The organism is Undibacterium sp. Ji42W (assembly GCF_049340405.1).
Classification (GTDB): domain Bacteria; phylum Pseudomonadota; class Gammaproteobacteria; order Burkholderiales; family Burkholderiaceae_D; genus Undibacterium.
In genome coordinates this window covers 253,738-265,718 of record NZ_JBMPOV010000001.1, presented here as the reverse complement: position 1 = coordinate 265,718, position 11,981 = coordinate 253,738, and the positions used below count along the sequence as shown (strand labels likewise).

Here is an 11,981-nt window from a genome sequence, read left to right as displayed (position 1 = left end):
TGTGCGATATTCTAATGGCTACCTTGTCTGTTGCGACCCAAACTATGAAGTATTTTCGATTTCACGCCCTTTTCGCCTTCAGGTTGACCTTATTGAGTCTGGTTTGTCTCTGTCCGCCTTTTGCAGTAGCGGGTGATCTCGCCTGGTACCGTTTTGAAGTCAATGAGGACGCCCTGTCGCCCGTCGTGGATTTTGGCGGCATGAATCATACTCTGGGAGCTGCTGACAGGATATTTGTCAAGCAAGGGCATTTTTACCGGGTCGGGCCAGATGGCAGGGGCGGCACCAGGGACGATGTCCGCGTGCGCTTCTTTGGCATCAGCTTGACTGGTGCAGCGAACTTCCCGGAAGAAAAAGACGCACAAAAAATCGCCCGCCGTTTGCGCAAACTGGGTTTTAATGCGGTGCGCTTGCATCATCTGGACAGCGTTCTTAGTGATAGTTTGGAGCGGCCTCGTGGTATTTTGACGACAGCCGCTTATCCCAGTTTTAACGAAACTGCGTTGCGGCGCTTGCGCGTGTTTATGGACGCGCTCAAGGCCGAGGGTCTGTACATCAACCTGAATCTGCATGTGGGTTATCAATTTCGCCCGGCTGTTGATCAAGTCACGCCTTTGATGGCGGGTGAGCAAATGCCTTTTGCCAGCCATCCTCTGCATTTGTTTGAGTCACGCATGATCAGTCTCCAGGCAGAATATGTGCAGCAGCTATTGCGCAGGCTGGAACTCAGGGATGATCCTGCCCTTGCCATGGTTGAGATCAATAATGAATCTTCATTGCTGGGTGCCTGGCAAAGAAAGCAACTCGATGGCTTGACGGGGGAATATGAAAGGGCCTTGCAGCAGCATTGGCAAAAATGGGTGCTGCGTCAGCATGGGAACGCCGACAACGCTTGCAAGCTATGGGATAGCTGTTCAATGCCGCGCAAAGGTGTGATCAACGTCAAATCGTCCGAAGCCAACGTGCTTGAATACGGCGAAGGCTGGGTCGCTGGTGTGCAGCGCTTTTCGCGACGTGTAATCAATAAGCTGGGTTGGGAGACACCGGCATCCCTGGAGCAGCAATACCGCCCACATCAAAAGGGCAATGGCCGCAGGGTACTCGACTATGTACGGTTTTTGTCTGATCTTGATCAGCAATATTTAAATCTGATCCGCAAGACTGTAAGGCAGGAAGCCGGAGATTTATTGCCTGTGACTGGTACGCAGATGTATTTTGGTGGAGTAGCGCTCGCCGATGCGCAGCAGCAGATGGATTATGTCGATGAGCATTTCTATGTGGATCACTATGACTTTCCGCATAAGGAGTGGGATAAAAATGACTGGCGCATACGCAATAATTCCGTCTTGCGCGAGGGTTGGCAATCGCTGTTGCAGCGTGCCTATGTGCGCGATGCGCGCAAGCCGTTTGTGGTCAGTGAATTCAATCAGGCTTTTCCAAATCGGCAGTCGGCAGAAATCCTGCCTGTCATGAGTGCGTTTGCCAGCACCCAGGATTGGGATGGGCTGTTTTTGTTTCACTATATAGATGGTGATCTGTGGCGGTCCGTGCCGGACAGTTTTGGGCTCAGCGGCCACAGTGGTCAACTCGTCCTCAGTGGTATGGCAGCGGCCCTGTTCAGGCAATACCAGGTGCAGCCATTACCAACGCAGATGAATATCAGCCTGGCACCTGAAGAGCGCACCATGCTGGGTGCCTTGCGTGATGGCGTCAGTGGCGGAGGTTTGCATGCCTGGCTACAGGCGCAATACGGCATTGACTACCGGCATGCTTTTTATACCCGCGTAGCCATGATGTATGGCACGCAAGCCAGGCCGGTTGGGCCGGTGCAGCACACTGCCAGGTTATGGCATGAAGATGATATGACCTGGGCCGCAACCGGGGGTCAGTTACGTTACGGTGAATCTGGCCCTTGGCTGGCAGCAGAAACTGCTTATACACGTCTGTTCGCGGGGCGCAAAGCACCGGGCTCTGTCATCATGGAAGCAGATAAATACCTGCCTGTGTTTTCAGAAAAAGGGCGGCAATATGGCGTCATTATGCTGAGCAGCCGCGATGCCTTGCCTTTGAAAAATAGTCGTCACCTGTTACTGGTGCTGAGCGGTGCCACGACGACCACGCAAGCTGGCGTGCAACCTGAACGTCCTAAACAATTGATAAATTATGAAGGGCAATCCGGGTGGTGGACGCTGGAGCCTGACCCTGCAACAGCCAGAAAACCTTCTGGTTCACTGGAAGGCCTGGCGCCGGTATGGCTGGAGCGTATCCCGGTCAAGTTATTCCACGCCAGCAAAAGCAAAAAGATGACGGTGTACCCGCTGGATGGAAATGGCGTGCGCATGAAGGCACTGGCCAGTTCTGCCATTAGTAAAAAGCCAGATGGTTTTGAGCTCGACTTTGACTTTCCATCGCCATGGTATGAGATCGTTCTGGAGTAAGTCTGCTGCTGTCGTGGCAACAATGACAACAATAGCGGCAATGACAACAATGACGGCAATATAAATAGTTACATGCGTTCTGCGCAAAAAATTTCCAGTTTATCGAATGAATTTGAAACTTAATTTTCTTTGTGTAAAAAACTGAATTGCCAAATTTTATGATGTGAAATCAATTTTTCATATTATGAAAAATCCTGACTCGCTGCACAAATTATTTTTCTCATTCTAAGAAATATAATTTCACATCGCAAAAAAGTAATTTTAAGTGTTTGATTTTAAATGATTAAATATTTGTCATATGTCTTATATAAGACCTTGTTGCTACGCAAAAAATACTCTATTATTTCTCTCAACGGATGCACCTTTTCATTTGATTTGCCCACAGGAGAGAAATATGACAACTCGCGCACAACAAGTAGCAGAATTGCAAAAAGATTGGGATACCAATCCACGCTGGAACGGTATCAAGCGTAATTACACGGCAGAAGAAGTCGTTCGCCTGCGCGGCTCTATGAAAGTTGAACACACTATCGCCAAAAACGGCGCGATCAAATTGTGGGATCTGGTGAATAACGAGCCTTTCATCAATGCCCTCGGTGCTTTGACTGGCAACCAGGCCATGCAGCAGGTTAAAGCTGGCTTGAAAGCCATCTACCTGTCTGGCTGGCAAGTCGCTGGCGACGCCAACGTTGCTGGCGAAATGTATCCTGATCAATCCCTGTACCCAGCCAATTCAGTACCACTGGTTGTTAAACGCATCAACAACACATTGACACGCGCTGACCAAATCCAATGGTCTGAGGGCAAAGACGACATTGACTTCTTCGCCCCTATCGTGGCAGATGCGGAAGCCGGTTTCGGTGGCGTATTGAATGCCTTTGAATTGATGAAGGCCATGATAGAAGCGGGCGCATCAGGCGTTCACTTTGAAGACCAACTGGCTTCTGTAAAAAAATGCGGTCACATGGGTGGCAAGGTTTTGGTACCTACCCGTGAAGCGATAGAAAAACTGAACGCAGCACGTCTGGCTGCTGACATCATGGGTACATCCACCGTGATTTTGGCCCGTACTGATGCTGAAGCTGCTGATTTGCTGACATCTGATGTTGATCCCAACGACCAGCCTTTCTGCACAGGTGAGCGCACAGTCGAAGGCTTTTACAAAACCAAACCAGGTCTGGAACAAGCGATTTCCCGTGGCCTGGCTTATGCAGAATATGCAGATTTGATCTGGTGTGAAACTGGCAAACCTGACCTGGAATTTGCTAAAGCATTTGCTGACGCTATCCATGCCAAGTTTCCAGGTAAATTGCTGTCCTATAACTGCTCACCTTCTTTCAACTGGAAGAAAAACCTGGACGATGCAACGATCGCCAAATTCCAGAAAGAACTGGGCGCAATGGGCTACAAATTCCAGTTCATCACACTGGCAGGCTTCCATGCATTGAACTACGGCATGTTCAACCTGGCACACGGCTACGCACGTCGCCAGATGTCTGCCTTCGTTGAATTGCAGGAAGCTGAATTCGCAGCAGCAGAAAAAGGCTTTACAGCCGTTAAACATCAACGTGAAGTTGGTACTGGTTACTTTGACGCAGTGACACAAACTATCCAGCAAGGTAAGTCTTCCACGACAGCTTTGCACGGTTCTACTGAAGATGAGCAATTCTTTGATGCAAAAAAAGTGGCATAAGTTTGTAAAGATAAGCAGTCAATAAGCATTAGATAAGCTCCCAAGAAAAAACCGCACAGATTTTTATTCTGTGCGGTTTTTTATCTTTTTACCCGGCTTAGAGTGTAGTTTGCTGGAATTTTTTTGAAATTCAGCGCATTTGCTGTTGTATTTTTCTCTCACGCAGCAATAGTCCGACAAAGCGCCAGGCTTGTGTTGTGTAGCGCTGCCACAAGCGTCGCGGCTCGCTCGCCAGACGCCAGAACCATTCCATGCCTATCTTTTGCATCCATAAAGGCGCACGTTTTTTCTGACCCAGTGCAAATTCCATGGCCGCACCCACGCACAATATCAATGGCACGTTGTCGCTCGTGAATTGCGCACGATAGCGAAATGCCAGTCTTTCCTGCTTGGGCATGCCCAGGCAAATGAATAGGATATTTGGTTTTGCAGTCTGTATGCGCTGTATGGCCAGATCACTTTCAATGCCGTCGGCAGTGAACTGCATGGACGGGCAAAAAATATCAACCTTGAGACCAGGGTAAGTCTTGGCGAATGATTCCAGTAACAGGCTTTCTTGCCCCGGCATGCCGCCCAAGACAAAAATCGACAAATCTTTTTCTATGCAACCCCGGCATAGCGACACGAACAGATCAGCTCCGGTCACACGTTCCGGCAAGGCCAGGGCGCACATTTTGCTGGCCCAGATTATCGGCATGCCATCGGCAAAAATATAATCTGAAGTGGCATACAGGGTCTTGAACTCAGGCTCATATTCGAGCTTGGTCATATGATCCACATTCGGCGTCACCACCACGCGGCTGGCATGGTCACGGCTGCTGGCAACTTCCAGCAAATGCTGATTGGCCTCTGCAAAACGCATATTGCAGATATCCAGTCCGAATAGCCGGGTGATGAGCGGTTTTGTCGCAGGTGAATTCATGGCGTCTATGAATGAAATGGTAATTGATTATCGCATGCTTCAATAGGGTGATAGTCGTTCTACATGTTTAAGCGCTTGAAATTTGTGTGTGCCAACAATCATTACCCAGTGTCTTATAAACGATCATTTTCCAGAATACCCTGATATTGTGATGATTGATGGGTAAGATTTCACCGTTCGACGCAAATCGCTAATTGCTTATCCTTGGTTTGTTGATGTCACTCAAGGAGGTTTATACAAAATATGCATCGCGAAGAGCAATTAAGTTTGGAAAGAAAGCTAATTATCTGTTTAGGAATTATTGGTTTTGTAATTAGCATCTTGGCAGATTATCCTGCAGAAACGCATTTGTCTGCTGTCGCGGCCCAAATCTTGAAGATATCTTGCTCTGCGCTTGGATTTACTTCATTGACAGCTGCAATTATTCCCAAAAACAAGACTAGTCATGTGCTTATACTGTTTGTCGTTACAGTAGCATTATATTTGTTGTTAATTTTAAGGTAATCTTGAGTGGTGATTTTGAACTTCTAACCTAAACAGCCCGGCTATGTTTGACGATATTAACGAGCTAAATTCCTTCATTGTGTCCTTACTTTTTTTCGCGCAATCTGGATTGCACATCGATCACATCGTGGTGGCAATGCGGGATGGTATGCCTTGTACATTTTATTAGTTAGTTCCTGCATAAATGTCTTTGGCTTGGTATATTTCCTTGCTGCATTAGCGATGTTTATGCTCACTGCATTTGTAGGCAGGCAGAAATTAATGATGTCTCAGTTCTTTGAGGTAGGCTCGAACAAGGAGAAAGCAATTCTCATCAATTCGATTGTATTTTTGCATTGGTTTTTTGTATGGAACACAGTCAATGTTTGATCATATGTATGTTTATGGCTTGATGCGTAAGGGTTTTGATATCGAACCTGCAATAAGCTTACTAGATGTCCCAGACAATATTGAAGTTCTCCATGTGACCAAAAATACTTTGGCGCTAGATCGTTTGCCCACGCTGGCAAATTTGCGCCACCTGTGCGCACATGATATTAATGATGCTAAGTTTAATCAGCTTTGTGAGGCATCGCAGGTTACCCATTTCAGTGTCAACGCATATGGAATTACAGATGTACAGAAGCTAGGTAATCTCGTGAATCTGCAAGGGCTGGAATTAAGCGATAACACGAAAATCTCTACTCTAAACGGTCTGGAAAAGTTGACTGCATTGCAGGTTTTTGCGCTTGCAGCTAGTCCGGTCAGTATTGATCTCGCGCCGCTTTCTGCATGCACAGAGCTTCGTAATCTGTGGCTGTCGAGTTCTCAAGCGAAGCCCATGCGTATTAATTCACTGTTGCCCCTTTCTACTGTGACGAAATTGGAAAGATTGAAACTTGCAAACGTCCGTGTTGCGGATTGCAAGCTAGGCGCGTTGCATAATCTCACCATGCTCGCTGAGCTTGATCTGCCGAATTTCTTTCCGATCGAGGAATTTATTGCGCTAAGGCTTGCTCTGCCGCATGCGAAGGGGCATTGGCTGAATAAGTATCTTGTTGGGCATTGAGGCGATATGAGCTGGGCAAGGTAGTTGTTAAAGGTAAAATATGGAAACTTTTTCAAAGCTCAAAGGTAGGCTCGATGCGTACAAGAACCAGAATCAAAATTTGCGGTTTAACTCGGTCGGAAGATGTGCGATTCGTTGTCTCGGCTGGTGCTGACGCCTTGGGCTTCGTCTTTTATCCACCCAGCCCTCGCTATGTCACACCTGATACTGCCGGGGCTTTGCTACGCGAAATTTCTCCCTTCGTCATGTCGGTAGGCCTGTTCGTCAATATTGACGAGGCAGGCTTGCAAGAGGTCATTAATAAGGCTCCTGTGCAATTACTGCAATTCCACGGCGACGAAACGCCTGAGCAATGCGCCAGCCTGGCAGCCAGTGTCAATCGTCCATTTATTCGTGCTTATCGCGTCAAAGCTGACACAAGGCCTGAGGATTTGTTAGAATGTGAGCAGTCTTATCGTAAGGCTAGTCCTTTATTCAGTGGTTTATTGCTAGATACCCATGTTGATGGGTATGGCGGTAGTGGAAAGGTTTTTGATTGGTCTCTCATTCCAAAAGAGCTCGCGCCTCGGGTCGTTTTAAGTGGTGGCTTGAGCGTACAGAACGCGACTGGCGCAGTTAGTCAGGTTCGCCCGTTTGCGGTCGACATCAGCAGTGGTGTGGAGGCGGCAAAGGGTATCAAGGATGAGGCCAGCGTGCGCGCATTTATTGCAGCGGTGCGTCTGGCAGACAATCAGGAATAGTGATGGTAGATGGGGTATCTCCCCGGTACGTCGCTTTCAAGCCAGTTTGAAGGAAAGAAAATGAAAGAACTCCAGTCTTCGGATGCTCAGTTCGAGCGCCAATCTATCTCCAGCCAGGCAATTTATCAGTCAGCCCAATACCATTTACCAGATTCTCGCGGCCATTTTGGTCAGTTCGGTGGCACTTTTGTGTCGGAAACGCTGACTCATGCTTTGACTGAGCTTAAAGAAGCCTATGCCAAATACCAAAATGATCCTGAGTTTTTGGCCGAGTTTCGTAGTGAATTGAAGTACTTCGTCGGTCGCCCATCGCCTGTGTATCACGCCAAACGCTGGTCTGATCTGATGGGAGGCGCACAAATCTATTTCAAGCGTGAAGACTTGAATCACACCGGTGCGCACAAGATTAATAATGTCATCGGCCAGGCTTTGCTGGCCAAGCGCATGGGCAAGCCTCGCGTCATCGCCGAGACTGGTGCCGGTCAGCATGGCGTGGCAACTGCCACGATCTGCGCCCGTTTCGGACTCGAATGCGTGGTGTACATGGGGTCAGAAGACGTGAAACGCCAGGCGCAAAACGTGTACCGCATGAAGTTGCTGGGCGCAACCGTGGTGCCGGTGGAGTCTGGCTCCAAGACCTTGAAGGATGCGCTCAATGAAGCCATGCGCGATTGGGTGGCGAATGTCGATAATACTTTTTACATCATAGGTACGGTGGCTGGCCCGCATCCTTATCCCATGATGGTCAGGGACTTCCAGTCTGTCATCGGTGAGGAATGCTTATGGCAGATGCCTGAGCAAACCGGACGTCAGCCAGACTATGTCGTGGCTTGCGTCGGCGGCGGCTCGAATGCAATGGGTATTTTTTATCCTTACATCGATCATCAGCAAGTCAGGCTCATCGGTGTTGAGGCGGCAGGTGAGGGGCTGGAGAGTGGCAAGCATTCTGCTTCGCTGACGGCAGGCTCACCTGGCGTACTGCATGGTAACCGTACTTATTTGCTACAAGATGACAATGGGCAGGTCATAGAAACCCATTCCGTGTCAGCTGGTCTGGATTACCCGGGTGTGGGGCCAGAGCATGCGTGGTTGAAGGACAGTGGTCGTGCGCAGTACGTGACGATTACTGATGATGAAGCACTTAAGGCTTTTCATGATTGCTGTCGTATCGAAGGCATCATTCCTGCGCTGGAATCTAGTCATGCATTAGCCTATGCGGCCAAGCTCGCTGCAACTTTACCCAAAGATCAGATAGTCCTGGCGAATTTGTCGGGACGTGGCGACAAGGACATGCATACCGTGGCGGAGCGGGCTGGATTGAAGTTCTGATTAGCCATTGAGCAAAACATGCAGGCGCATATAGAGATGCGGCCTGCATGTCTTCCCTATCAAGAATTGAGATTGATGCCATCGCAGGAATAATGTCCTGGACAGCGCATAGCGCATCAAATAAGGACCAACAAGATGTCAAGAATTCAAAATACCATGGCTGCTTTGGCAGCCAGCAATAAAAAAGGTTTAATCCCTTTCATCACCGCAGGTGACCCTGCGCCTGAATTAACGGTGCCTTTAATGCATGCTTTGGTTGAGGGCGGGGCAGATATTATCGAGTTGGGCGTGCCATTTTCCGACCCCATGGCAGATGGCCCCGTCATTCAGCGCGCTTCTGAAAGAGCCCTGCAATTTGGAGTTGGCTTGCGGGATGTATTACAATTCGTCCGCGAATTCCGGCAAAGTAATCAAAAGACACCAGTTGTACTCATGGGTTATGCCAATCCTATAGAGCGCATGGGGCAGGATGCATTCATTACCAAGGCTGCTGAAGTTGGGGTGGATGGTGTGCTGGTCGTGGATTACCCGCCGGAAGAATGTGAAGAATTTGCAAGTAAAATGCAGCAACAGGGGATGGATACCATTTTCCTGCTGGCACCGACATCTACCGATGAGCGCATAGCGAAAGTTGGTAAAATTGCCAGTGGTTATGTGTATTATGTGTCGCTGAAGGGTGTTACTGGTTCTGGTGCACTGGATCTGGATGCGGTTGCCGCCATGATCCCGCGTATCAAAAAGCATGTCAAAGTACCAGTAGGCGTGGGTTTTGGCATACGTGACGGGGCGACGGCAAGAGCCATTTCCACAGTGTCAGATGCGGTGGTGATAGGCTCGCGTATCATCCAGGAACTGGAAAATACCCCGCGTGAAAATGCAGTTGCTGCAGTGAAAAGCTTTATTTCTGGTGTCAGACAGGCTTTGGACGAGTAAAATACGCGCCTGACTGGTTCTTTTACCAGAATGAACCTGATGCCAGGTTGTTAAAAAGACAGCCCGGCGGCCATAAGGAGAAAACATGAGTTGGTTAGAAAAACTGTTGCCACCGCGTATACAACGCTCGGAATCTGCAAATCGTAAGTCGATTCCTGAAGGTTTGTGGGTCAAGTGCCCGTCTTGCGAGGCGGTGCTTTACCGTTCTGATCTGGAAGCCAATATCCATGTTTGCCCAAAATGCAGCCATCATTTGCGCATAGGTGCTCGTGAGCGTCTGGATGCCTTGCTTGATGCGGGTGGTCGTTATGAAATCGGCCAGGAAGTCTTGCCTATTGATACCCTGAAGTTCAAAGACAGTAAAAAATATCCTGATCGCCTCAAAGATGCGTTGGAAACTACGGGTGAAACCGATGCACTGATTGTCATGGGTGGTTCCATCATGGCAGTGCCTGTCGTGGCAGCTTGTTTTGAGTTTGAATTCATGGGTGGTTCCATGGGCTCTGTGGTGGGTGAACGTTTTGTCCGTGGTGTGCAGGCTGCGCTGGAGCAAAAAGTTCCTTTCATTTGTTTTACTGCTACCGGTGGTGCGCGCATGCAAGAGGGCTTGTTGTCATTGATGCAAATGGCAAAAACTACTTCCATGCTGACCAAGTTATCCGAAAAGAAATTACCTTTCATTTCAGTGCTGACTGATCCAACCATGGGCGGCGTATCTGCTTCTTTTGCCTTCCTGGGGGATGTGGTGATTGCAGAGCCCAAGGCTCTGATCGGTTTTGCCGGCCCGCGCGTGATTGAAAATACCGTGCGTGAAAAATTGCCAGAAGGATTCCAGCGTTCTGAATTCCTGCTGCAAAAAGGCGCGATCGACATGATTGTTGACCGTCGCAAGATGCGTGAAGAAATTGCTCGCTTGCTGGCCTTGTTGCAAAACCAGCCTGTTGAAGCAGTATCTACCTGATATATATTGAATACCTAATAAGCCCGAAGCATTTTGTTCGGGCTTTTTTTATCTTATGACAAATTTACCTGCCACCCTGGCTGATTGGCTGGCCGTACTCGAAACCCGCCATTCCAAAGAAATCGATATGGGCCTGGACCGCGTTGCAGCGGTCAAAAACAAGCTCGCAATTCATTATGACTGCCCCGTCATCATGGTGGCGGGCACGAATGGCAAGGGTTCTACCTGCGCCATGCTGGAAGCTGTGCTGATGCAGGCTGGTTACCGTGTCGGCCTGTACAGCAAGCCGCATTTCCTCGACTTCAATGAGCGCGCTCGTATCAATGGCGAGATGGTCAAGGACGATGTCTTCATCTCCACCTTCAATGCGGTTGAAGAGGCGCGTGGCGATATCTCACTCACGTATTTTGAATTTACCACCCTGGCGATCTGCAAATTGCTGGCTGATGCCAAGCTTGATGTGGTCATTCTGGAGGTAGGCCTGGGTGGCCGTCTGGATGCCGTGAATGTCATTGATGCCGATGTCTCCATCGTTACCAGTATTGATATCGATCACGTTGATTACCTCGGTGATACCCGTGAAAAGATAGGCTTTGAAAAAGCTGGTATCTTCCGGCCAGGCAAGGCCGCCATTTGTGGTGACCCTTTGCCTCCCCAGTCCCTGATTGATCATGCCAACGCCATAGGTGCTGATCTGTGGTTGTTTGGCCGCGATTTCAATTACAACGGTGACAAGCAGCAATGGAATTTTGCGGGCCGCAACCAGCGCCGTAATTCCCTTGGTTACCCCAGTTTGCGTGGCGCCAACCAGCTCCTGAATGCGTCAGCAGTATTGGCTGCGCTGGAAGCACTGAAGCTCGAACTGCCGGTCGGCGCGCAAGAAGTGCGTACGGGCTTGGTGATGGTGGATTTGCCTGGCCGTTTCCAGGTTATGCCAGGCCGTCCAACCGTGGTGCTGGATGTGGCGCATAATCCGCACGCAGCAGCTACGCTGGCGCAAAATCTCGACAATATGGGTTTTCATGCCTATACCTATGCGGTATTTGGTTCCATGCTCGACAAGGACATTGACGGTGTCATTGCTCAATTGAAAGAAAAAGTCGATCACTGGTGCGTCACGGCCTTGCCTTTGCAGCGAGCGGCCCCAGTTGAGGTATTGAAAGATAAATTGGTCGCTGTTGGCGTGCTGGCAGATACTGAAAAAACCGTCACTGGTTTCGAGTCGCCAGAGCAGGCATATGCGGACGCCATCAGCAAGGCAGGCGAAAATGATAGAATAGTGGTCTTTGGATCGTTTTTGACGGTAGCAGGTGTGATGCGCGCCCGTCGTTCTGCACTCCATTGATGTTTTTTGCGAACTGGTTTGTTGACGATCGTGATGGTCGTGATGATAGGCCAGTTAGCTAACCAACC

At 49.1% G+C, this 11,981-nt stretch carries 10 protein-coding genes; 9 read left to right on the top strand and 1 reads right to left on the bottom strand.

Annotation, left to right across the window (positions count from 1 at the left end; all coding sequences use genetic code 11):
• Window positions 1-92 precede the first annotated feature (92 nt).
• A complete protein-coding gene (locus ACO0LG_RS01180) occupies window positions 93-2,438 on the top strand; it encodes a capsular biosynthesis protein (RefSeq protein WP_423022518.1) in 2,346 nt (781 codons plus the stop codon).
• A 394-nt stretch (window positions 2,439-2,832) separates the two neighbouring features.
• On the top strand, window positions 2,833-4,131 hold the full coding sequence (gene aceA / locus ACO0LG_RS01175) for an isocitrate lyase (protein WP_422941364.1): 1,299 nt from the start codon (window positions 2,833-2,835) through the stop codon (window positions 4,129-4,131).
• Between the two features lie 130 nt (window positions 4,132-4,261).
• On the opposite strand, the gene ACO0LG_RS01170 is transcribed toward aceA, so the two are convergent.
• Window positions 4,262-5,053 (bottom strand): WecB/TagA/CpsF family glycosyltransferase, encoded by a 792-nt coding sequence (locus ACO0LG_RS01170; RefSeq protein WP_423022516.1) that lies wholly within the window; start codon window positions 5,051-5,053, stop codon window positions 4,262-4,264.
• A 243-nt stretch (window positions 5,054-5,296) separates the two neighbouring features.
• On the opposite strand from ACO0LG_RS01170, the gene ACO0LG_RS01165 reads away from it, so the two are divergent.
• From ACO0LG_RS01165 to folC, 7 genes are all read left to right on the top strand, one after another.
• A complete protein-coding gene (locus ACO0LG_RS01165) occupies window positions 5,297-5,557 on the top strand; it encodes a hypothetical protein (RefSeq protein ID WP_423022514.1) in 261 nt (86 codons plus the stop codon).
• Between the two features lie 361 nt (window positions 5,558-5,918).
• Window positions 5,919-6,605 (top strand): hypothetical protein, encoded by a 687-nt coding sequence (locus ACO0LG_RS01160; protein WP_423022512.1) that lies wholly within the window; start codon window positions 5,919-5,921, stop codon window positions 6,603-6,605.
• A 74-nt stretch (window positions 6,606-6,679) separates the two neighbouring features.
• Window positions 6,680-7,345, top strand: coding sequence for a phosphoribosylanthranilate isomerase (locus tag ACO0LG_RS01155; RefSeq protein WP_423022510.1), 666 nt, complete (start codon window positions 6,680-6,682; stop codon window positions 7,343-7,345).
• Between the two features lie 60 nt (window positions 7,346-7,405).
• Window positions 7,406-8,674, top strand: coding sequence for a tryptophan synthase subunit beta (trpB, locus tag ACO0LG_RS01150; RefSeq protein ID WP_423022508.1), 1,269 nt, complete (start codon window positions 7,406-7,408; stop codon window positions 8,672-8,674).
• Window positions 8,675-8,809: 135 nt separating this feature from the next.
• On the top strand, window positions 8,810-9,607 hold the full coding sequence (gene trpA, locus ACO0LG_RS01145; protein WP_423022506.1) for a tryptophan synthase subunit alpha: 798 nt from the start codon (window positions 8,810-8,812) through the stop codon (window positions 9,605-9,607).
• Window positions 9,608-9,692: 85 nt separating this feature from the next.
• A complete protein-coding gene (gene accD / locus ACO0LG_RS01140) occupies window positions 9,693-10,568 on the top strand; it encodes an acetyl-CoA carboxylase, carboxyltransferase subunit beta (protein ID WP_423022504.1) in 876 nt (291 codons plus the stop codon).
• 55 nt (window positions 10,569-10,623) lie between these two features.
• Entirely contained in the window at window positions 10,624-11,913 is a 1,290-nt protein-coding gene (gene folC / locus ACO0LG_RS01135; RefSeq protein WP_423022502.1) for a bifunctional tetrahydrofolate synthase/dihydrofolate synthase, read from the top strand.
• Window positions 11,914-11,981 lie beyond the last annotated feature (68 nt).